This window comes from Streptomyces sp. NPDC046821, from assembly GCF_040645335.1.
Lineage (GTDB): Bacteria > Actinomycetota > Actinomycetes > Streptomycetales > Streptomycetaceae > Streptomyces.
This window is the reverse complement of the sequence record NZ_JBEYYB010000009.1, coordinates 205,292-226,880: the sequence shown is the minus strand read 5'-3', so window position 1 is coordinate 226,880 and position 21,589 is coordinate 205,292. Positions and strand designations below refer to the sequence as shown.

Sequence of the window (21,589 nt, the reverse complement as noted above, 5' to 3'; positions counted from 1 at the left end):
TGGCAGGAGCAGGCTGCCGATGGAAGGGTCTCCCCGGGAGGGGTTACCCGGAGTTCCCCCTGGTTCCTAGCGGCCCTGGCTCCTAGCGGAACGCCGCGTGACCCGTGAGCGCCTGGCCGAGCGCGAGCGTGTGCATCTCGGTCGTGCCCTCGTACGTCAGCACGGACTCCAGGTTGTTGGCGTGCCGGATCACCGGGTATTCGAGCGAGATGCCGTTGGCGCCGAGGATCGTGCGCGCGGTGCGGCAGATCTCGATGGCCTCGCGTACGTTGTTCAGCTTGCCGAAGCTGATCTGCGCCGGGTGGACACCGGCGGGCGAGTCCTTCAGCGCCGACAGGTGCAGGGCCGTCAGCGTGGCCTTGTGGAGTTCGAGCGCCATGTCGACGAGCTTCTGCTGCGTGAGCTGGAACGCGGCGATCGGCTTGCCGAACTGCTCGCGCTGGAGGGCGTATTCACGCGCCGACTGCCAGGCCGAGCGCGCGGCGCCGGTGACGCCCCACACGATGCCGTAGCGCGCCTCGTTCAGGCAGGTCAGCGGGGCGCCCACGCCACGCGCCTCGGGGAGCTGGGCGGAGGCGGGGAGCCGTACGCCGTCGAGGACCAGCTCGCTGGTCACGCTCGCCCGGAGTGACATCTTGTGCTTGATGAGGGGCGCCGAGAAGCCGGGGGTGTCGGTCGGGACGACGAAGCCGCGGACGCCGTCCTCGGTCTGCGCCCAGACGACGGCGACGGCCGCGACCGAGCCGTTCGTGATCCACATCTTGCGGCCGTCGAGGATCCAGTCGTCACCATCACGGCGCGCGCGGGTCGTCATGGACGCCGGGTCGGAGCCGTGGTCGGGCTCGGTCAGGCCGAAGCAGCCGATGGCCTCGCCGGCCGCCATGCGCGGCAGCCACTCCTGCTTCTGCTCCTCGGAGCCGAAGCGGTGGATCGCGAACATGGCGAGCGAGCCCTGGACGGACACGAAGGAACGCAGACCCGAGTCCGTGGCCTCCAGCTCACGGCAGGCGATGCCGTACGCGCGGGCCGACATCCCGGCGCACCCGTAGCCCTGGAGGTGCATCCCGAACAGGCCCATCTTGCCGAATTCGCGGGCGAGTTCACGCAGCGTGGGCAGCTCGCCGCTCTCGAACCACTCGGCGATGTGCGGCTCGACCTTGTCGTCGAGGTACTGGCGGACCGTGTCGCGCACGGCCCGCTCCTCGTCGGTGAAGAGGGCTTCGAGGTTCAGCGGGTCGACGGGGTCGAGGGCGGCGAACGCCATGGTCAGGCTCCTTGAGGGTGGTTGAGCAGCCGGTCGATCCCGGCTTCGTCGTAGCCGAGTCCGGCGAGTATGTCCCGGCTGTGCAGGCCGAGGGTGGGTGGTGCGGTGCGTACGGCGGGGCGCTCACCTCTGAAGGTGACGGGGAACGCGACCTGCTGGAGGGGGCCGACGTCCGGGTGGTCGACCTTCTGGACCATGCCGAGCGCCTCGGTCTGCGGGCAGTCGTACACCTCGTCAAGGCTGCGGATGGCGGCGACGGGGACGCCGCGTTCCTTGAGCAGGGCGGTCCAGTGCGTGACCGGTTCGTCGACGAGGACGGACTCCAGCTTGGCGTTGAGGGCGGTCCGGTTCGTCACGCGGGCGCGGTTGGTGGCGAAGCGCGGGTCGTCGGCCCACTCCGGGTGGCCGAGGGCGCCGGCGAGGCGGCGGAAGAGTCCGTCGCTGCCGACCGCGATGACGAAGTGCCCGTCGGACGCCGGGTAGGCCTGGTACGGGACGAGGCTCGGGTGGCCCGAGCCGAGGCGGGTGGGGCGCTCGCCGGTGGCGAAGTAGCCGGTGGCCCAGTTGATGTGCAGGGCGAGCTGCGACTCGTAGAGGGAGGTCGTGACGTACTGGCCGCGGCCGGTGCGTTCGCGTTCGACGAGGGCGGAGGTGACGCCGACGAGGCCGAAGAGCGCGGCACCCAGGTCGCCCATCGGGTAGCCGGCCTTGACGGGCGGTCCGTCGGGTTCGCCGGTGAGGGACATCAGGCCGGCGGAAGCCTGGGCGACCATGTCGTAGCCGGGCTCGTCGCGCAGGGGGCCCGTGTCGCCGAACGCGGAGATGTGCAGCAGGACCAGGCGCGGGTAACGCTCGCTGAGGGCGCGGTAGTCGAAGACGCGGGCGAGCGAGCTGCCGGGCCGGAAGTTCTCCACCATGACGTCCGCGTCGGCGAGCATCCGGTGCACAGCCTCCTGCCCCTCGGGAGACTTGAGGTCGAGGGTGACGGAGCGCTTGTTGCGGTTGGCGGCCAGGTAGTAGGTGGCGTCGGGGCCGTTGAAGGGCGGGCCCCAGTTGCGCGTCGGGTCGCCGCCGTCGGGGTGCTCGACCTTGATGACGTCGGCGCCCAGGTCGGCGAGGGACATGGTGACGTAGGGCCCGGCGAGGATCTTGGACAGGTCCACGACCTTCATTCCGGCCAGCGGTGCGGCGGGGCCGGGCTGCTCGGGCATGTGCCGGTCGGGCATGTTCTGCTCGGGCGTGTGCTGGTCGGGCATGTGCGGCGGGCTCCTTCACCGGGGTGAACGGCTTACGTCCACCGTCGGCCGGTTCGGTCAGGTGGTCCAGGGCCGCACGGGGCGGGCCGCGAGCCGTGGATCACTCTGCACCCGCCCATTAGGAGGTGTCCAAGACCAATAACCGGCTCCAGTCAGACGTCATCCGTCTCAGTAGGTGACGTCATGGCCGTCAGTACGTGACGTCATGGCCGGCGTCGGGAGCGTCCGGGGGTGTGGGCAGCACGTCCTCCGCCACCCGCAGCACCGCCTGGAGCGGCGCCGACCGGTCCCCGGTGCGCCAGCCGAGCGCGATGGGAAGCACCGGCATGTCGGCCCCGGCGAGCGGGCGGAAGACGACGTGTTCCAGGTGGATCGCCCGCGCGGAGTCCACGACGACGGCGAGCCCCACGCCCGCGCCGACGAGGGCCAGCAGGTTGTACGAGTCCGGCGCCTCCTGCGCGATCCGGGGAGCGAACCCGGCGTCGTGACAGGCCTGCACCATGGCCTCCCGCACGGCCGAGCCACGGGCCAGCGGGAACGTCACGAACCGCTCGTGCGCCAGCTCCGAGAAGTGGACCTCGTCCTGAAGCGCGAGGGGATGACTGTCGGGCATCGCGAGCACGAGGCGCTCCATCCGTACGACGCGTGCGGTGATCCCGCGCCGCACGGGCAGCGCGACGAAGCCCACGTCGAGGGACCCGTCGGCGATCTTCCCGAGCGCCTCGCCGGTGTACATCTGCCCCTCCAACACCAGCTCGATCCCGGGGAGTTCGGAGTTCACGGCCCGGGTGAGCAGGGGCAGGGCGGAGTAGCTGCTGGCGCCGGCGAAGCCGACGGTGACGCGGCCGACCTCGCCGAGGTGGGCGGCCCGCACGGTTCTGCGGACGGCCGACGCCTCGGCGAGCAGGTGCCGCGCGGGCCCGAGCAGCGCGTGCCCGGCGGCGGTGAGCCGCACGGTCCGGGTGGTCCGCTCGAACAGCTTCACGCCCAGATCGCGCTCGAGCAGCTTGATCTGCTGGCTGAGGGGTGACTGAGCGATGTGCAGGCGTTCCGCTGCGCGCCCGAAGTGCAGTTCCTCTGCGACGGCGACGAATCCTGAGAGGTGTCGTAGCTCCACGCGGTGACGATACGGGGCGCCCCGTGAGGGGTGCGGGGATTCTGCGGGGGGCGTTGTCGTCTGCGGGCCGCGGGGGCTGGTCGCGCAGTTCCCCGCGCCCCTGAAATGCAGGCGCTGCGCGCCGCATTTCCCCGATGACCACGCGCCCGTAAGGGGCGCGGGGAACTGCGCGCCAAGCCCCCACCCACCCGCAGTGACCGTACGCGGGAACGCCCCCATTAAGGGGCGCGGGGAACTGCGCGACCAGCCCCCACGAACCCGCACCCGGCCACCTAATCCCGAGGCAACCCCAGAATCCGCTCCGCCACCACATTGAGCTGTACCTGCGTCGTGCCACCGGCAATCGTCAGGCAACGCGACATCAGGAACCCATGCAACGCCCGCTCCGACACACCCTCCCGAAGCGCCCCCTCAGGGCCAAGCAGCTCCAGCGTGAGCTCAGCAACCTTCTGCTGGTGCGGCGTCTGCACCAGCTTCCGTACCGACGCACCAGGACCCGGCTCGGCGCCAGCCACTTGCCGCATAGTCGTGCGCAGCCCGATGCAGCCCAGCGCGTGCGCCTCCGCCGCAAGCGCGCCCACGCGCGCCCGGTACGCCCCGTCGAGGGACCCCGCTTTGGCGATGAGCGCCTCCAGACCGGTGTCGAACGTCATCTGGTCGGCCATGTGGACCCGCTCGTTGCCGAGCGTGTTCCGCGCGACGCGCCACCCGTCGTCCACCTGGCCCACCACGGCGTCGGCGGGGAGGATCACGTCGTCGAAGTACACCTCGTTGAAGAGCGCGTCCCCGGTGATCTCCTTCAGGGGGCGTACGTCGATGCCCTCGGTCCGCTTCATGTCGACGATGAAGTAGGTGAGCCCCTTGTGCTTGGGGGCGTCCGGGTTGGTGCGGGCGAGCAGGATGCCGTGGTCGGCCCACTGCGCCGCGCTCGTCCACACCTTCTGCCCGTTGACGCGCCAGCGCCCGTCCTCGGTGCGCTCCGCCTTCGTGCGCAGGGACGCGAGGTCGGAGCCGGCTCCCGGCTCGGAGAACAGCTGGCACCACAGGAGGTCGCCGCGCAGCGTGGGCAGCAGATAGCGGTCCCGCTGCTCCTCGGTGCCGAAGGCGAGGAGCGAGGGGATGACCCAGGTCGCGATGCCGAGGTCCTTGACCTTGACGCCCGCGGCCGTGAGTTCCTGCTGCACGGCGAGCTGCTGGACCGGGCCCGCGCCGAGGCCGTACGGCTCGGGGAGGTGGGGCGCCGCGTATCCGGTGGGGACGAGGGCGCGGCGCGCGGCGGCCGGGTCGAGCCCCTGCACCTCCGCGATGGCCTCGCGGGCCCCCGCCCTGAACTCCTCGGCCTCCGCGGGCAGTTCGAGGCGCAGTTCGCGGCGCGCCCCGCCCTCCGCGAGCCGTACGGCCCGCAGCCGGTGGCCGTCGCCCGCGCCGAGCAGCTGGCGCGCGAGGAGGGCGCGCCGCAGGTAGAGGTGGGCGTCGTGCTCCCAGGTGAAGCCGATGCCGCCGAGGATCTGGATGCAGTCCTTGGCGCAGGAGTAGGCGGCGTCGAGCGCGGTCGCGGCGGCGAGGGAGGCGACCAGGCCGCGCGCGTCGGCGGACCCCTCGTCCGTACCCGCCTCACCGGCCGCCCGTGCCGCGTCCCACACGAGGGCCCGCGCCTGTTCGACCCGTACCAGCATGTCCGCGCACAGGTGCTTGACGCCCTGGAACTGCCCGATGGGCCGCCCGAACTGCTCGCGCACCTTCGCGTACTCGGCCGCCGTGTGCAGCGTCCACGCCGCGACTCCGCAGGCGTCGGCGGCGAGGACGACGGAGGCCAGGTCGCGTACGGCGGCCGTGTCGACGGCGAGGATCCGGGCGGCCGGGACCACGGCTCCGCGGGCGGTGATCTCCGCGGTGGGGCGGGTGGGGTCGGCGCTGGTGTGGACGCGTACTTCGATGCCGTCGGTCGTGGCGTCGACGGCGACCCACGCGGTCCCGGTCGCGGTCTCGGCGGCCAGCACGAGGAGGTCGGCGTCTCCGCCGGAGAGGACGGGCGGCGCCACTCCGTCGAGGACGAGTCCGTCGGCGCCTTCGACGGCGGTGAGCGTTCCGGTGCCGAGTGCGACGGCGCCGATGCGGTCGCCGGACGCGAGCGACGCGGCGAGTTCGGCCGCGCCCGCGTGGCGCAGGACGAGCGATGCGGCGGAGCTGGCCGCGAAGGGTCCGGGCAGCGCGGCCCGTCCCGCCTCTTCGAGGACGACCGCGAGGTCCACGAGGTCGCCGCCCCCGCCGCCGTACTCCTCGGGGAGGTGGAGGCCGAGCAGGCCCTGGCCGGCGAGTCCGTCCCAGTGGGCTGGGCGGCCGCCGGCGCCGGGGGCGTCCAGCAGTTTGCGCACTTCCTCGGGCGGTACGGCCCGCGCGAGCCAGCCGCGTACGGCGTCCGCCAACTCCTCTTGCTCCTGCGTGATCGCGATGCCCATGCGGCGCACGGTAGAACACGTTCCAATCTGACGGAAGGTCAGATGACGGCCGAGAGGTGTAATCAAAAGGTAAAGACCGTCAAGAGTTCCCCTTATACGACACTCGTCGGAATAGTCGCCCCAGGTAACGGGTTCACCCACCACGTAGCGCCCGCGCACACCCGCGCAGGACCGCCTGCCCGCGCACCCCCGCCCGCACCACCGCACCGATGCCTCCGGAGGCCCCACGCAATGACGCAGACGACCCAACAGCCGCCGACCGCGGGACGCGGCACACGCGGAGTCGTCCCCGTACTCGCCTTCGCCGGCATCACCGTGGCGGTGATGCAGACGCTTCTCGTGCCGGTGATCAAGGACCTCCCGGTCCTGCTCGGCACCGCACCCTCGAACGCGACCTGGGTCCTGACCTCGACCCTCCTCGCGGGCGCCGTCTCCACCCCGATCATGGGCCGCCTCGGCGACCTCTACGGCAAGCGCCGGATGCTGCTCGCCAGCCTCGCCGTCATGGTCGTCGGCTCGCTGGTCGCCGGATTCACCAGCGACCTCATAGTCATGATCGTCGGCCGTGCCCTCCAGGGCTTCGCCATGGGCGCCATCCCCCTCGGCATCGCCCTCATGCGCGACATGCTGCCGCGCGAGAAGCTCGGCTCCGCGATGGGCCTGATGAGCTCGTCCATCGGCGTCGGCGGCGGACTCGCCCTGCCGGGCGCGGCCCTCGTCGCCCAGCACGCCGACTGGCACGCCCTCTTCTTCGGCGCGGCGGGCCTCGGCGTCGTCGCGATCCTGCTGACCCTCGCCTTCGTGCCCGAGAGCCAGGTCAAGGCGGAGGGCACCTTCGACGTTCTCGGCGCGCTCGGCCTGTCCGCCGGACTCGTCCTCCTCCTGCTGCCGATCACCAAGGGCAGCGACTGGGGCTGGACCGACCCGACGACGCTCGGCCTGTTCGGCGCGGCCGCCGTCGTGCTCGTGCTGTGGGGCGTGATGGAACTGCGCGTCAAGGCCCCGCTCGTGGACCTGCGCACCACCGCCCGCCGCGAGGTGCTGCTCACCAACCTCGCCTCCGCCATGGTCGGCGTCGCGTTCTACGCGATCTCGCTGGTCCTCCCCCAGCTCCTCCAGCTCCCGAAGGCCACCGGCTACGGCCTCGGCCAGTCGATGGTGGTCGCGGGCCTGTGCGTCGCGCCGCTCGGCCTGGCGATGATGCTGATGGCCCCCTTGTACGCGCGCCTGTCGGCGAAGTACGGCCCCAAGACCACGCTGCTCATCGGCATGGTGATCATCGGGATCGGCTACGGCGCGGGCCTCGGCCTGATGGACGCGGCCTGGCAGACCATCATCATCTCGGTGGTCGTGGGCGCCGGCATCGGCCTCGCGTACTCGTCCCTGCCCGCCCTGATCATCGGCGCCGTCGACGCGTCCGAGACGGGCGCGGCCAACGGCCTGAACACCCTGATGCGCTCGATCGGCACGTCGGTGTCGAGCGCCGTGATCGGCATGGTCCTCGCCAACACCGCGCACCACGTCGGCCCGGTGGCCCTGCCCACGATGCACGGCTTCCGGATCGCGTTCCTGATCGCCACCGCGGCGGTCGCGGGCGGCGTCCTGGTCGCCCTCTTCCTGCCGGGGCAGCGGTCGGCGGAGAAGCTGCAGCTGCGCGCGAGCAGCGAGGAGGACGCCGTCCTGGAGCGCGCGGAGGAACTGCTCGCCGCCTTCCGCGGGCGGGTGCTCGACCCGGCGGGCCTGCCCGTCGCCCGCGCCAAGGTCACGCTGATCGACCGGCGCGGCCGCCAGGCGGGCGCCGCGCTCACCGACCACCAGGGCCGCTACGCCCTCACGGTCCCGGACGGCGGCTCGTACGTCCTCGCCGCGACCGCCGCCGGACACGCCCCGCGCGCCTCGGCCGCGACGCACCACGGCGAGGACCGCCCGGTCGACGTCGACCTGGCGCTGGAACTCAGCGCGCCGGAGAGTCGAACCGCGGCTCACGGCTGAGCAGTTCGGACACGTCGGAACCCACCGGCAGCTCCTTCGGGGACGCGCCACGGACGAAGAGGCGGGCAGGACGCCCGCCCTCGACCGTGGCGCGTTCGCCGTTCACGCGCAGCCAGGAGCCCTCGCGCAGGCCGAGCACCGGCACGTCGTTCTCCTCCAGGAACTCGCCGAGGCGCTCCTCGCGCGTCTCGCCCTTGTGGGTGGAGGCCGGGTCCGGGTCCAGGTAGTGCGGGTTGATCTGGAACGGGACGAGGCCCAGCGCCTCGAACGACGGGGGCTGCACGATGGGCATGTCGTTGGTCGTACGGAGAGTGGGCGCGGCCATGTTCGTGCCGGCGCTCGCGCCCATGTAGGGCAGCCCGCCACCCACCGCCTTGATCAGGGCGTCGCGCAGGCCGGTGCGGTAGAGCGCGCTCAGCAGCCGGAAGGAGTTGCCGCCGCCGATGAACACGGCGTCGGCGCCCGCGAGTTGGGCCACCGGGTCGTCGCCCTCGTGGACACCGCGTACGGAGATCCCGGTCCCGTCGAGCGCACTGCGGACGCGGTCCGTGTACGTGTCGTGGTCGGCGAGGGCGTACGGCACGAACGCGAGACGGGCCTTCGGGGGCAGGAAGCCGGTGACGGTGTCCAGGGCGTGGGCGAGGTAACCGCGGCCGTACTGGGTGGAGTTGGAGAGCAGCAGGAGATTCACGGGGTGGCTCCTCGGGGTTCAGTGTGATTCAAGGGGTGGCGCGCGGCTTGCGGGTGCGCTGGGGCGGGTGTGTGAGGCGCTTCTCCAGGAGGCCGGCGGCCTGGCGCAGCGCGTCGAGCCGGTCCTCGGGCCCCTCACCGAAGCGCTCCCTGGCACCGCCGAGGCTCAGGCTTCCGTAGGGCTCGCGGCCCAGGAACACCGGCACGGCGACCGTCGCGATCCCGGCGTCGTACTCGCCGACCGTCCAGGCGTAACCCTGGGCGCGCACCCGCACCAGCTCGCGCTCCAGCTCGTCGGGGTCGGTGACCGTGCGGTCGGTGAAGCGGGCCATGGGGCGGCCGCGGAAGAGCCGGTGGCGCTGCTCGTCGGGCAGGAACGCGTAGAACGACTTGCTGGTGGCTCCGGCGTGCGCCGGGTACAGCTCGCCGACCAGCGGGTAGTAGCGCAGCGGCCCGGACTCGCCCTCGACGGCCGCGACGCAGCGCATGTGGAAGCTGTCCGGCAGGCAGAACAGGACGGTGTCTCCGGTCGCCCGGCCCAGCTCCTCCAGGACGGGCGCGGCGAGCAGTTCGAGCGAGCCCGAGCGCTCCCACGTGCGGCCGAGCCGGAGGACGGCGGGGCCCATCCGGTAGCGGCGCGTGGCCGGGTCGGAGACCAGGAAGCCGCGTCCGGCGAGCGTGGACAGCAGGCGCTGCGCGACCGAGGTGTCCCAGCCGAACTCGGCCGCGATCTCGGTGACGCCCCAGTCCGGGCGCGTCCGCTCGAAGGCGAGCAGCACGAGCAGGGCCCGGTCGACGGTCTGCAGCGCGCCGGCCGGGGTCTTCCGGTCGAGCGGGATCTCACTCATCGCGGCACCTCCTACGGGGTCCATCTCACCATTCAGACCCTAATTGCAGATAACGGGAAACAGTTGCCGACAACGCTAGCCGGTCCGGAATCTGCTGTCAGCACCAGCGGCTTCGAGGCAGTGAGAGGGATCCGCATGTTGAAGCACGTCATGGACGTCCTGGATCTTCTGGACGATCCCCGCGCCGACGGCAAGCGCGTCGTCGCCCACCTGGACTCGCTCGCAGGCCCGGAGGGTTCGGGCGCCGAGGTGACCACAGTGGAGGGCGCGCGCGGCTCGACCGACTTCGTACGCGTCGTCGTCCGTGGCGCCCAGGGGCGGAGCCGGGGCGGCAGCGCCCGCACGCTCGGCGTGGTCGGGCGCCTCGGCGGTGTCGGCGCCCGGCCCGAGATGACGGGCCTCGTCTCCGACGCGGACGGGGCCGCCGCCGCGCTCGCGACCGCCGCCAAGCTGCTCGACATGCGCCGCAAGGGCGACGTCCTGCCGGGCGACGTCGTCATCGCGACGCACATCTGCCCGGACGCGCCCACCGCGCCGCACGACCCGGTCCCCTTCATGGACTCGCCGGTCGACATCGCCACGATGAACCGGCACGAGGTCACCGGCGAGATGGAGGCCGTGCTCTCCATCGACACCACCAAGGGCAACCGGATCATCAACCACAAGGGCCTGGCCCTGTCCCCCACCGTCAAGGAGGGCTGGGTGCTGCGGGTGAGCGAGCAGCTCGGCGAACTCCTGGCCGTCGTCACCGGCGAGCCACTGGTCACGTACCCCGTGACCACGCAGGACATCACCCCGTACGGCAACGGGGCACACCACATCAACTCGATCCTCCAGCCGTCCACGGCGACCCGCGCCCCGGTCGTCGGCCTCGCGATCACCTCGGCCGCAGCGGTCCCCGGCTGCCAGACGGGCGCGAGCCACGAAACGGACATCGCCGCGGCGGCCCGCTTCGCGGTCGAAACGGCCAAGGCATACGGCGCGGGCCGCCTCAACTTCCACGACGCGAGGGAGTTCGACGCCCTGGTCCACCGCTACGGCTCCCTGACCCACCTACAGACCCTGGGCAACGCCCCGTCGAAACCGTGACGCACCCTGCCGCCCCGCCGCCCCGCCCCGCCCCGCACAGTCTTGGGCACCCCGCCGCTCCCACCCCACCCCACCCCACCCCACCAAGCCTTGGGCAATCTGCCGCCAGGGGCGGCAGGGTGGGCAAGGCGGCACCCCCACGCGGGGCGAGCGTCACCCCCGGCCCCAGCCACGCCCCGCCCCGCCCCTCCCCCTCCACCCCAGCCTTGGGCAATCTGCCGCCAAGGGCGGCAGGGTGGGCAAGGCGGCACCCCCACGCGGGGCAAGCGTCACCCCCCAGCCCCAGCCGCAACCCAGCCGCGCCCCGCCGCCAGGCGTAGGGCAGCATGTCGTCATGACCACGACCGCCGCCGCACACACCCCGGCCCCGGACATCCTCGCCGCCTTCGAGGCGGCCAAGGGCTTCATGCCCCTCGGCGAAGGCCTCGCCCTCTACGCGGCGGCCACCGACGCCGCCACCCTCGGCCTGCCCCTCCTCGAAGTCGGCACCTACTGCGGCCGCTCCACGATCCTCCTCGCCGACGCCGCCCGCCGCGCAGGCGTGAGCGCCCTCACCGTCGACCACCACCGCGGCAGCGAAGAACAGCAGCCCGGCTGGGACTTCCACGACCCGGAGACCGTCGACCCGGCCCTCGGCATCATGGACACGCTCCCCACCTTCCGCCGCACCCTGCACGCCGCCGGCCTGGAGGACCACGTCATCGCGCTGGTCGGCCGCTCCCCGCAGATCGCGGCCGCATGGGGCGGCCCGCTCGGTCTCGTGTTCATCGACGGCGGTCACACCGACGAGCACGCGACCGCCGACTACGAGGGCTGGGCCCCGCACGTCGCCGACGGCGGCCTGCTCCTCATCCACGACGTGTTCCCGGTCAAGCACGACGAGTGGACGGGCCAGGCCCCGTACCGCGTCTACCTCAGGGCGCTGGAGTCCGGCGCGTTCACGGAGGTCTCGGCCACCGACTCGCTGCGCGTCCTGCGGCGAACGGGCCCGGGGATCTGACCTCGGCGTTAGGCTCGCAGACGTGTCATACGTAGGTCCGGACAGCGACGGTTTCTTCGACGACGACGGCGAGGGCCCTCGGCGGCGCCGGTTCAGGGGCGGTCCCTTGGCCGTGACGCTCGCCGCCCTCGTGCCGACGGCGCTCGCCGGGTGGGTGATCTGGCAGGTGGCGGGCGGACCGGGCGACGGCGAGCCCGCGAGAACGCTGCCCGCGGCGAGCCATTCGTCGACGGCGCCGCAGGACACCCCGTCGCCGTCGAAGTCCGGCGACGACGGGAAGAAGGGCAAGGGGTCGCCGGGCGCGACCTCGGCCACATCCGCGCCCCCGGCGTCCGCCTCCGCGCCCACCTCCGCATCCAAGCCCGCCGCGTCCGGCCCCCTCAAGGGCAAGGTCGTCGTCATCGACCCGGGCCACAATCCGAACAACTTCCGGCACACGGCCGAGATCAACAAGCTCGTCGACATCGGGACGAACCGCAAGGAATGCGACACGACCGGCACGTCGACGAACGGCGGTTACACCGAGGCCGACTTCAGCCTCGACGTCTCGCGCCGCCTGCGCACCCTGCTCCAACAGCAGGGCGCCACCGTCGAGTTGACGCAGAACGGTGACCGCGCCTGGGGCCCGTGCGTCGACGAGCGCGCCCAGATCGGCAACAAGGCGCACGCGGACGCCGTGATCTCCGTGCACGCGGACGGTTCGGCGGTCGGGAACCGCGGTTTCCATGTGATCCTTCCCGCATCCGTGAAGGCGGGCGCCGCGGACACGACGGCGATCATGGGCCCCTCGCGCGACCTCGGCGAACGCGTCGCGGGCAACTTCCTGCGCGACACCGGCTCGGCCCCCTCGAACTACATCGGCGGCGGCACCGGCCTCGACGTACGCAAGGACCTGGGCGGCCTCAACCTGTCGACCGTGCCGAAGGTGTTCATCGAGTGCGGCAACATGCGTGACCCCAAGGACGCCGCCCTCCTGACGAGCGGCGCGTGGCGCCAGAAGGCGGCGCAGGGCATCTCCGACGGAATCGTGAGTTTCCTCCGGCAGTAGCGGGGCTGGGTACCGGATCACGGCAGACACCCTCCGCGCGCGGACGATAGTGTCTCCCTACGATGTGGGGCCACCCCCGCGCTTCGCACGCCACAGCAGCGACAGCGACGCCTCCGCCGACGACCGGACGACTACGAAGGACCTGAAGTGAATATCCGCTCCCTCACTCGAGGTGACGGCGTGGTGATCGGAGCAGCGGTGTTGCTGTTCATCGCCTCGTTCCTCGACATCTACTCGATCGACGGGGTCTCCAGCAGCGCCAGCCTCCCGAACGCCTGGGAGAGCGCTCCGCTCCTGATGAGCGTCTTCCTCGCGGGGATCTTCGCCGCGGCAATGATCGTCGTCGCCCGGGGGCTGCCCAGCGTGCCGAAGGTCGCCGGTCTCGACCTCGGCCAGTTCGGTGTCGCCCTCGCCGTGTTCTCGGCGTGGAGCGCGCTCGGGAACATCTTCGACCCGGCGGGCGGCTTCAACAACGGCGGCGCCACGAACTCGGACGCCTTCGGCGCCGGTGCGGGCGTCATCCTCGGCTTCATCGCGACCCTCGTGCTCGCGGGTGCCGCCGTCGCCACGCCTCTCGTACCCGCCCTGAAGGCCGCCCTCGTCGGCGCCCCGCGCCCGCAGGCCCCGCAGCCGTACGGTGCCCAGCCGGCCGGTGGCTACGGCTACCCGGGCGCCCAGCAGCAGCCCGGCCAGCCGCAGCCGTACGGCGCGCAGCCCGGCCAGCCCGGCCCGCAGGGTCAGCCCGGTCAGCCTTACGGTGCCGGCGCGCAGCAGGCGCCCGCCCCGCAGGCCGCCGCGCAGGCTCCGGCCGCGGACTTCTCCCCGTTCTGGTTCGCCGTGCCGGTTCCGCGTCCGCTGTACGCGGAGGACGGCTCCCCGACGCCGATCGCCGAACTGGCGCCCGGAACGTGGTACCTGGCGGTTGAGCAGCGGGGTCCGGGCCTGGTGGCCCAGACCCAGGACGGCCGTCGCGGCGTCCTTCAGGACACGACCGGGATCCAGCGCGGTTGACCTCCGCGCACCCCACGTACAGCGGCCCCTCACTCGTCTTCCGGGTGAGGGGCCGTTGTCGTACAGTCGGGCCCTACACGTGAACTGACGGATCGTCAGATTGGGGTGGGGTATGCAGCTCGGACTCGCGCTCGGCTACTGGGGGCGCGGGCCCGATCCGCGCCATCTCGAACTCGCCCAGGAGGCCGAGCGGTTGGGGTACGACTCGGTGTGGACGGCCGAGTCCTGGGGCAGCGACGCGTTCACGCCGCTCACCTGGATCGCGGCGCACACGTCCCGCATCCGGCTCGGCACGGCGATCGCGCAGATGGCCGCCCGCTCCCCCACGACGACGGCGATGCACGCGCTGACGCTCGACCATCTGTCCGGCGGACGCATGATGCTGGGGCTCGGCCTGTCGGGGCCGCAGGTGGTGGAGGGCTGGTACGGGCGCCCGTTCCCGAGGTCCCCGCTGACGGCCACCCGCGAGTACGTCGACGCGATACGTCAAGTACTCAGGCGGGAAGGGCCCGTTGAGGTCGACGGCCGCTTCCACTCGCACCCGTACCGCGGCGACGACGGCACCGGTCTCGGCAAGCCGCTCAAGCCGATCACGCACCCCCTGCGGGCCGATCTGCCGATCCTGCTCGGGGCCGAGGGGCCGAAGAACATCGCGCAGACGACCCGTATCGCGGACGGCTGGCTACCGCTGTACTGGTCCCCGACGCGCACGGACGCGTACGAGGCCTCCCTCACGGACCTGCCCGAGGGCTTCACGATCGCGCCGATGGCCCGCGTCACGGTCTGCGACGACGTCGCCGAGGGGCTGCTGCCGGTGAAGGCGATGCTGGGCTTCTACATCGGCGGCATGGGCCACGCCAAGCGCAACTTCCACGCGGACCTGATGGCGCGCATGGGGTACGAGGACGAGGCCCGCCACATCCAGGAACTGTTCCTCGCGGGGCGCCGCGAGGAGGCCGTCATGGCCGTCCCGGACGCGTTCGCCGACGAGATCTCCCTGGTGGGCCCGCGCGAGCGCATCGCCGAACGCCTGGAACTCTGGCGCAAGGGCCCGGTCACCGACCTCCTGGTCCTGGCCCCGGACCCCCACACGCTGAGGGTGCTCGCCGAACTCAACTCGTAGGCCTAGAAGCCTGGTTGGGAGCGCTACGAACCCGAGGCCAGTTCCTTGGCCGACGGAACCTTGTCCTTCACCTCGGCGCCGGCGCTCTTGCCCGCGTCCTTCACCGAGTTGATGACCTTGCCGAAGTCGTTCGCGACGGCGTCCGTGCCCTCGCCGCTGCGCAGCTTGGACGGCAGGCTCTTGAGCGAGTCGATGCCCGCCGCGAGCGGCGCGAGGGCCTTGGAGAGCTTCGGGTCACCCTCGGCGTTCTTCACGGCCGCCTTGAGCCTGTTGTACGTGAACGCGCCCGCGACGCCCGCCTTGACGAGGGAGAGTTTGCGCCCGCCCGCGCCCTTCTTGAACTTGCCCGCGCGCAGCGGCTTGACGATCCACTGGTAGGTCGCGCCGGCCGCGAGCCCCGCGTTGGCGACGAAGCGGGTCTTGGCGAGTTTCTGGTGTTCGGCGGAGCTGGTGGCGCTCGGCTTCGCGACGGCCGCCGCGGTCACCGCTTCCTTGTCGCCTCCGCTGCACGCGGTCCCGCCGAGGAGGAGCGCGGAGCTGACGGTGAGGGCCACGAAGGTGCGGCGTACGGGCATGACGGAACAGGTCAAGACGACCTCCAGGGAACGGCACTGCTGATCCCTGCCAACGTCCCCCGGCCCCCAGCGCTGCGCCACCCGGGCGAGCCCGGACGAGTGGCGCGCCCCCGCCGGACGCGCCCCGAAAGTGGCGCGGGGAACTGCGCGACCAGCCACAACCGACCCGCAGAAAAGAAACTCAGCCGCAGCAGTCCGGTTCGAACCCCGCGGGCAGGCGCCCCCCGAACACCGTGCAGGTCGCCTCGTCCCCGCCCAGCGCGGCGACGGCGAGCAGAACCGACCCCGCCGTCCACGCCGTCAGCTCCTCGGGCCAGATCGTCTTGTCGTCGAAGACGTACCCCGTCCAGTACAGCCCCGACTCCGGGTCACGCAGATGCTGGATCGACTTGAGAATCTCCAGCGCCCGGTCGGACTCGCCAACTGCCCATAGCGCGAGGGCGAGTTCGGCGCTCTCACCGCCGGTGACCCACGGGTTGGGGACGACGCAGCGCACGCCGAGGCCGGGGACCACGAAGTCGTTCCAGAGGGACTCGATGCGCTTCTCGGCCTCGTTGCCGGTGAGGGCGCCGCCGAGGACGGGGTAGTACCAGTCCATCGAGTAGCGGTCCTTGTCGAGGAACCGCTCGGGGTGCCGCCGGATGGCGTGCCGCAGGCTGCCGACGGCCAACTCCCAGTCCGGCTGCGGCTCTTCGCGCTGTTCGGCGATGGCGAGTGCGCAGCGCAGCGCGTGGTGAATGGACGAACTCCCGGTGAGGAGCGCGTCGTTGACCGGCGTGCCGTCCGGCTCGCGCTTCCAGCCGATCTCCCCGCCGGGCTGCTGGAGGCGCAGGACCCACTCCATGGCCGCGAACACGGTGGGCCACATGCGGTCGAGGAAGGCGTCGTCGCCGGTGGAGAGGTAGTGGTGCCAGACACCGACGGCTATGTAGGCGACGAAGTTGGACTCGCGGCCGCGGTCGGTGACGTCGGCGGCGTCCCCGTCGGCGTACGCCGCGTACCAGGAGCCGTCGTCGTTCTGGTGGCGGGCGAGCCAGGTGTAGGCGCGCTCGGCGGCGGCGTGCTCGCCGGCGACGTCGAGGGCCATCGCGGCCTCGGTGTGGTCCCACGGGTCGAGGTGATGCCCGCGGAACCACGGTATGGCGCCGTCCTCGCGCTGCACGGCGAGGATGCCGCGGACCGTCACGGCGGCCTGCCCGGCCGTCAGCACGCCGGGCAGGACGAGGTGTTCGGTCTTCTCCGGGCTCGTCACGCCTCGGCCTTGGGCAGGTGCGGCTTGGTGGCGTACGCGACGAAGCTCTTGCCCACGACCGGGTTGAGGAGCTGCTCGGCGACCCGGGTGAGCGCCGGCTTCTTCATGATGTCCCAGACCAGGAGCTTGTGGTACGCCCGCACGGGCAGCGCCTTGTCGTTGTCGACACCGAACGCGCACTTCAGCCACCAGTACGGCGCGTGCAGCGCGTGGGCGTGATGGGTGCCGTACGGCTTGAGGCCGGCCTGGCGGATCTTGCCGAGGAGTTCGTCGGCCTTGTAGATGCGGATGTGACCGCCCTCGACCTCGTGGTACTCGTCGCTGAGCGCCCAGCAGACCTTCTCGGGGCCGTAGCGCGGGACGGTGATCGCGATGCGGCCGCCGGGCTTGAGGACGCGGACCATCTCGGCGAGCACCCCCTTGTCGTCGGGGATGTGCTCCATGACCTCGGAGATGATCACGACGTCGAACGACTCGTCCGGGAAGGGGAGGTTGAGGGCGTCGCCCTCCATGGCGGTGGCCGTGGCGCCCGCCGGGGCCTCGCCCGCCTCCTTCATGGCGGCGAACCACTTGGCGACCTCGCGGATCTCCTCGGCGTTCTGGTCGAGGGCGACCACCTGGGCCCCGCGCCGGTAGCACTCGAACGCGTGCCGACCGGCTCCGCAGCCAAGGTCGAGGACGCGGTCGCCTGCGGCGAGCGGGAAGCGGGTGAAGTCGACGGTCAGCACGTGGCCCTGCTTTCGCGGTCGGATCCGGCACGTTCGTGGGTGGTGGCGGCGGGGCCTGCGACGGCCAGGCCGGCCGAGCGGGCGATGGACTCGCGGTAGAGCTCGGCGGTGCCGAGCGCGGCGCGGGCCCAGGTGAAGTTGCGCAGGACCCGGTCGCGGCCGGCGGCGCCGAGGCGCGCCCGCAGCTCGGGGTCGTCGAGGAGCCGGCCGAGCGCGGCGGCGAGGGCGCCCGCGTCGCCGGTGGGCACGGCGAGGCAGGTCTCCCCGTCGGGCCCTGCGACCTCGGGGATCGCGCCGCCGGTGGTGGCGACGAGCGGGGTGCCGGTGGCCATGGCCTCGGCCGCGGGGAGCGAGAAGCCCTCGTACAGGGAGGGCACGCAGGCGACTTCGGCGGAGCGCACCAGGTCGACGAGTTCGGCGTCCGTGATGCCCTTGACGAAGGTCACGGCGCCTTCGAGGCCGTACCGCTCGATGGCGGCGGCGACGGGCCCGTCCTCGGCGCGCTTGCCGACGACGACGAGGTGGGCGGCCGGGTTCTCGGTGCGGAGCTTGGCGAGCGCCTCGACGAGGAAGACGAGTCCCTTGAGGGGGACGTCGGCGCTGGACGTCGTCACGATGCGGCCCGGCACCTCGGCGACCGACGGGTCCGGCGAGAAGAGGTCGGTGTCGGCGCCGATGTGCACGACGCGGATCCGGTCGTCCCGTACGCCGAGGTGGTCGACGATCTCCTGGCGCGAGGTCCCGGAGACGGTGAGGACGGACGGCAGGCGGCGGGCGACCCGCTTCTGCATCCTCGTGAAGGCGTACCAGCGGCGCTTGGACATCCGCTGCTGCCACGTCTCGGCGGCGTCGATCTCCAGCTGCCGGTCGACGGTGATGGGGTGGTGGATCGTGGTGACGAGGGGCGCGCCGAGCGCCGACGGGCCGCCCAACAGGCCGTAGCCCAGGGTCTGGTTGTCGTGCACGACGTCGAACTCGCCGCGCCGGGCGCGCAGATGGCGGCGGGCGCGCAGCGAGAACGTGAGGGGTTCGGGGAAGCCGCCGGTCCACATGGTGCCGACCTCGAGCGCGTCGACCCAGTCGCGGTACTCGTCGCGCTTGGGGGTCCGGAACGGGTCCGGGCTGCGGTAGAGGTCGAGGCTGGGGAGCTCGGTGAGGCTCAGGCCCGCGAGGTCCTCGCCCTCGTCGAGGACGGGGTAGGGCTGGGAGCCTATGACCTCGACCTGGTGGCCGAGCCGGGCGAGCTCGCGGGACAAGTGGCGTACGTAGACGCCCTGCCCGCCGCAGAACGGGTTCCCCTTGTACGTGAGGAGAGCGATGCGCAACGGACGGTCACCGTCGGTGCGCGACCCCGCTCGGGGACCCGCTTCCATGGCCTCGGCGGTCACTCATGGCCCCCTTCTCGCAACACTTCACGCGAGAGTACGCGTGGGCGGTAATCTAGAACAAGTTTCAGAGTTGATGACTCTGTGATCGTTCGAGGAGCACAGAATCTACCGGCAGGTAGCTTCCTTGTGACGCCTGGATCAGGTGATTCGCGCCACGACGGAGGCCTGCGACAGGCCCACAGGCCCTGCCATGATGAGCTCCCTGGAAGAAAACCGGACACACGGCTGACAGCCACGGAACGGGACCCATGACAGCGGAAGCGAAGACAGCACATCCGGCGTCCGCGCCCCTCACCGAGCGCCAGGAGGCGCGCCGCCGCCGCATCCTGCACGCGAGCGCCCAGCTGGCCAGCCGCGGCGGGTTCGACGCCGTGCAGATGCGCGAGGTCGCCGAGTCCTCGCAGGTCGCCCTCGGCACGCTGTACCGCTACTTCCCGTCCAAGGTCCATCTGCTGGTGGCGACCATGCAGGACCAGCTCCAGCACATGCACACGACGGTCCGTAAGCGCCCGCCCGCCTCGGGCCTCCCGTCGGAGCGGGTCGCGGAGACCCTGATGCGAGCCTTCCGCGCGCTCCAGCGCGAGCCGCACCTCGCCGACGCGATGGTGCGCGCCCTGACGTTCGCCGACCGCAGCGTGAGCCCCGAGGTCGACCAGGTCTCCCGGCAGACGACGGCGATCATCCTGGACGCGATGGGCCTCGACTCCCCGACCCCGCAGCAGCTCTCCGCGGTCCGCGTCATCGAGCACACCTGGCACTCGGCCCTCATCACCTGGCTGTCGGGACGCGCCTCGATCGCCCAGGTGAAGATAGACATCGAGACGGTGTGCCGGCTGATCGACCTCACGGAGCCCGGCCCCGGCAAGTAGCGCGCAGGACAGGCAGCAGGAGTCAGTACAGGCAGGAGGAGGAGCCGGGCCCCCCGAGGTGGCCCGGCTCCCGTCTTCAGGGGGCTAGTCCTCCGGCGGGAACACGACCTCGCCGCTGTCGGACAGCGTGATCGTGATCGCCTCCACCGGGCAGCCCTCGGCCGCGGTGAGCACCTTCTCGTTGGCGTCGGTCTCCGGGTCCGCCGGGTGGGACTGGCGGGCTGAGTCCAGGCGGAAGCCGCCCGGGGCGTGGTTCACGCACATCCCGGAGCCGATGCAGACGCTCCGGTCGACCTCGACGTGCCAGCGGTCCCCCATCACGCCTCCCAGCCGGCCGGCAGGTGGATCATCTTGTGCTCCAGGTACGCGCTGTACCCCTCGGGCCCGAACTCCCGGCCGAGACCGGAGTTCTTGTAGCCGCCGAAGGGTCCCAGCATGTCGAGGCTGAAGGTGTTCACGCTGTACGTACCGGTGCGCACCTGGCGCGCGATGTCGATGCCGTGCGCGACGTCGGCCGTCCAGACGCTGCCGCTGAGGCCGTAGTCCGAGTCGTTGGCAATCTTCACCGCCTCGGTCTCGTCGCCGTACGGGAGCAGGCAGATGACGGGGCCGAAGATCTCCTCGCGGGCGATGCGCATGGAGTTGTCGACGTCGCCGAAGAGGGTGGGTTCGACGTACCAGCCGTGGTCGAGGCCCGCCGGGCGGCCGCCGCCGGTGAGGACCTTGGCGCCCTCCTCCTGGCCGATGCGGATGTAGTCGAGGGACCGCTGCTGCTGGCGCTGCGCGACGAGCGGGCCGACCTGGGTGGCCGGGTCGAGCGGGTCGCCGACGACGAGCGCGGCCGCCGCCTCCGTGAGGGCGCCCGCGAACTCGTCGTAGCGCGAGCGGGGCAGGAGGATGCGGGTCTGGGCGACGCAGGCCTGGCCGTTGTTCATCCAGGCGGACTGGACGAGGCCGGGGACGGTCGTCTCGATGTCGGCGTCCGGCAGGACGACGGCGGCGGACTTGCCGCCGAGTTCGAGGGTGACGTGGGTGAGGTTGCGCGAGGCGACCTCCATGACGCGCTTGCCGGCGGCGACGGACCCGGTGAAGGAGACCTTGTCGATACCGGGGTGCCCGACCAGGTACTCGCTGGTCTCGCGGTCGGCGGGCAGGATCGACAGGACGCCCTCCGGCAGCCCCGCCTCCTTCGCGATCTCGCCGAGGAGGTACGCGTCGAGCGGCGCCTCCGGCGAGGGCTTGAGGACGACCGTGCACCCGGCGAGCAGCGCGGGCGCGAGCTTGGCCGCGGCGACGAACTGCGGGACGTTCCACGGGACTACGGCCGCGACGACGCCGACCGGTTCGCGGCGTACGAGTATCTTGCCGAGCGCGCCGTCGCGGGTCTCCTCGTACGTGAAGTTCTTCGCGACGTTGATCGCGGAGTCCCAGACCATCATCGCGCCGAGGGCCTGCGCGAGGACGCTCCACGAGTACGGGGAGCCGTTCTCGCTGGAGATGGTGCGGGCGATCTCCTCGTGCCGTACGGCGATCGCGTCCTTGATGCGCGTGACGACCGCGATGCGTTCTTCGAGGGTGGCCCTCGGCCAGGGTCCCTCGTCGAAGGCCCGGCGGGCGGCGGCGACGGCCCGGTCCACGTCGGCGGGCGCCGCGTGCGGTACGCGGCCGAAGACCTCGCCGGTGTGCGGGGAGATCACCTCGATGACGTCCGTACCGAGGGGATCGGTCAACTCCCCGCCGATGAAAAGCTGTCCGTGTTCCACGAGCTCGGTCATGGCTGACTTGCCTCCTGCGGCCGTTACCTGACGCCGTTTCAGAACTGATACCAGTTCTAGTTCGCATCCGGAAGGGTCGCGCCGCGTTCGCCGGCTCTGGATCTG

Annotated in this window: 19 protein-coding genes; 7 read left to right on the top strand and 12 right to left on the bottom strand. The window is 71.8% G+C overall.

Annotation, left to right across the window (positions count from 1 at the left end; translation table 11 throughout):
• Positions 1 to 82: 82 nt before the first annotated feature.
• The 4 genes from ABZ893_RS20150 to ABZ893_RS20135 all read right to left on the bottom strand — a co-directional run bounded on the left by ABZ893_RS20150 (position 83) and on the right by ABZ893_RS20135 (position 6,096).
• On the bottom strand, positions 83 to 1,264 hold the full coding sequence (locus ABZ893_RS20150) for an acyl-CoA dehydrogenase family protein (RefSeq protein ID WP_361405276.1): 1,182 nt from the start codon (positions 1,262 to 1,264) through the stop codon (positions 83 to 85).
• 2 nt (positions 1,265 to 1,266) lie between these two features.
• Positions 1,267 to 2,520, bottom strand: a complete 1,254-nt coding sequence (locus ABZ893_RS20145; RefSeq protein ID WP_361405273.1) for a CoA transferase — start codon at positions 2,518 to 2,520, stop codon at positions 1,267 to 1,269.
• A 190-nt stretch (positions 2,521 to 2,710) separates the two neighbouring features.
• Complete coding sequence (locus ABZ893_RS20140; protein ID WP_361405271.1) at positions 2,711 to 3,637, bottom strand: LysR family transcriptional regulator; 927 nt, start codon at positions 3,635 to 3,637, stop codon at positions 2,711 to 2,713.
• A 272-nt stretch (positions 3,638 to 3,909) separates the two neighbouring features.
• Positions 3,910 to 6,096: an acyl-CoA dehydrogenase gene (locus tag ABZ893_RS20135; RefSeq protein WP_361405268.1), complete on the bottom strand. Its 2,187-nt coding sequence runs from the start codon at positions 6,094 to 6,096 to the stop codon at positions 3,910 to 3,912.
• A gap of 231 nt (positions 6,097 to 6,327) precedes the next feature.
• Here ABZ893_RS20135 and ABZ893_RS20130 point away from each other — a divergent pair, with 231 nt between their 5' ends.
• Positions 6,328 to 8,088, top strand: coding sequence for an MFS transporter (locus ABZ893_RS20130; protein ID WP_361405265.1), 1,761 nt, complete (start codon positions 6,328 to 6,330; stop codon positions 8,086 to 8,088).
• On the opposite strand, the gene pepE is transcribed toward ABZ893_RS20130, so the two are convergent.
• Positions 8,051 to 8,779: a dipeptidase PepE gene (gene pepE / locus ABZ893_RS20125; protein ID WP_361405262.1), complete on the bottom strand. Its 729-nt coding sequence runs from the start codon at positions 8,777 to 8,779 to the stop codon at positions 8,051 to 8,053. The genes ABZ893_RS20130 and pepE overlap by 38 nt on opposite strands.
• 28 nt (positions 8,780 to 8,807) lie before the next feature.
• Entirely contained in the window at positions 8,808 to 9,626 is an 819-nt protein-coding gene (locus ABZ893_RS20120; protein ID WP_361405259.1) for an IclR family transcriptional regulator, read from the bottom strand.
• Between the two features lie 135 nt (positions 9,627 to 9,761).
• Between ABZ893_RS20120 and ABZ893_RS20115 the strand changes: the two genes are divergently transcribed.
• From ABZ893_RS20115 to ABZ893_RS20095, 5 genes are all read left to right on the top strand, one after another.
• The gene (locus ABZ893_RS20115; protein ID WP_361405256.1) at positions 9,762 to 10,715 is read left to right on the top strand and encodes a DUF1177 domain-containing protein; all 954 of its coding nucleotides are present in this window, start codon (positions 9,762 to 9,764) and stop codon (positions 10,713 to 10,715) included.
• A 334-nt stretch (positions 10,716 to 11,049) separates the two neighbouring features.
• Positions 11,050 to 11,715 carry a class I SAM-dependent methyltransferase gene (locus tag ABZ893_RS20110; protein WP_361405253.1) on the top strand — a complete coding sequence of 222 codons (666 nt, stop codon included), beginning with the start codon at positions 11,050 to 11,052 and terminating at the stop codon, positions 11,713 to 11,715.
• A 22-nt stretch (positions 11,716 to 11,737) separates the two neighbouring features.
• Positions 11,738 to 12,763 (top strand): N-acetylmuramoyl-L-alanine amidase, encoded by a 1,026-nt coding sequence (locus ABZ893_RS20105; RefSeq protein WP_361405250.1) that lies wholly within the window; start codon positions 11,738 to 11,740, stop codon positions 12,761 to 12,763.
• 147 nt (positions 12,764 to 12,910) lie between these two features.
• A complete protein-coding gene (locus ABZ893_RS20100) occupies positions 12,911 to 13,774 on the top strand; it encodes a hypothetical protein (protein WP_361405247.1) in 864 nt (287 codons plus the stop codon).
• 112 nt (positions 13,775 to 13,886) lie between these two features.
• The gene (locus tag ABZ893_RS20095; protein WP_361405245.1) at positions 13,887 to 14,897 is read left to right on the top strand and encodes an LLM class F420-dependent oxidoreductase; all 1,011 of its coding nucleotides are present in this window, start codon (positions 13,887 to 13,889) and stop codon (positions 14,895 to 14,897) included.
• A gap of 23 nt (positions 14,898 to 14,920) precedes the next feature.
• On the opposite strand, the gene ABZ893_RS20090 is transcribed toward ABZ893_RS20095, so the two are convergent.
• From ABZ893_RS20090 to ABZ893_RS20075, 4 genes are all read right to left on the bottom strand, one after another.
• On the bottom strand, positions 14,921 to 15,472 hold the full coding sequence (locus ABZ893_RS20090; protein WP_361405780.1) for a hypothetical protein: 552 nt from the start codon (positions 15,470 to 15,472) through the stop codon (positions 14,921 to 14,923).
• A gap of 181 nt (positions 15,473 to 15,653) precedes the next feature.
• Positions 15,654 to 16,724 carry a prenyltransferase gene (locus ABZ893_RS20085; protein WP_361405242.1) on the bottom strand — a complete coding sequence of 357 codons (1,071 nt, stop codon included), beginning with the start codon at positions 16,722 to 16,724 and terminating at the stop codon, positions 15,654 to 15,656.
• Positions 16,721 to 17,452 (bottom strand): class I SAM-dependent methyltransferase, encoded by a 732-nt coding sequence (locus ABZ893_RS20080; RefSeq protein WP_361405239.1) that lies wholly within the window; start codon positions 17,450 to 17,452, stop codon positions 16,721 to 16,723. The genes ABZ893_RS20085 and ABZ893_RS20080 overlap by 4 nt, the downstream gene beginning before the upstream one ends.
• Positions 17,446 to 18,840, bottom strand: coding sequence for a glycosyltransferase family 4 protein (locus ABZ893_RS20075; protein ID WP_361405236.1), 1,395 nt, complete (start codon positions 18,838 to 18,840; stop codon positions 17,446 to 17,448). Before ABZ893_RS20075 ends, ABZ893_RS20080 begins: the two co-directional genes overlap by 7 nt.
• 248 nt (positions 18,841 to 19,088) lie before the next feature.
• On the opposite strand from ABZ893_RS20075, the gene ABZ893_RS20070 reads away from it, so the two are divergent.
• The gene (locus tag ABZ893_RS20070) at positions 19,089 to 19,709 is read left to right on the top strand and encodes a TetR family transcriptional regulator (RefSeq protein WP_361405233.1); all 621 of its coding nucleotides are present in this window, start codon (positions 19,089 to 19,091) and stop codon (positions 19,707 to 19,709) included.
• A gap of 84 nt (positions 19,710 to 19,793) precedes the next feature.
• Here the strand turns inward: ABZ893_RS20070 and ABZ893_RS20065 are convergent, their stop codons facing one another.
• Positions 19,794 to 20,027 carry a ferredoxin gene (locus tag ABZ893_RS20065; RefSeq protein ID WP_361405230.1) on the bottom strand — a complete coding sequence of 78 codons (234 nt, stop codon included), beginning with the start codon at positions 20,025 to 20,027 and terminating at the stop codon, positions 19,794 to 19,796.
• Positions 20,027 to 21,484 (bottom strand): aldehyde dehydrogenase, encoded by a 1,458-nt coding sequence (locus ABZ893_RS20060; protein ID WP_361405227.1) that lies wholly within the window; start codon positions 21,482 to 21,484, stop codon positions 20,027 to 20,029. Before ABZ893_RS20060 ends, ABZ893_RS20065 begins: the two co-directional genes overlap by 1 nt.
• Positions 21,485 to 21,589 lie beyond the last annotated feature (105 nt).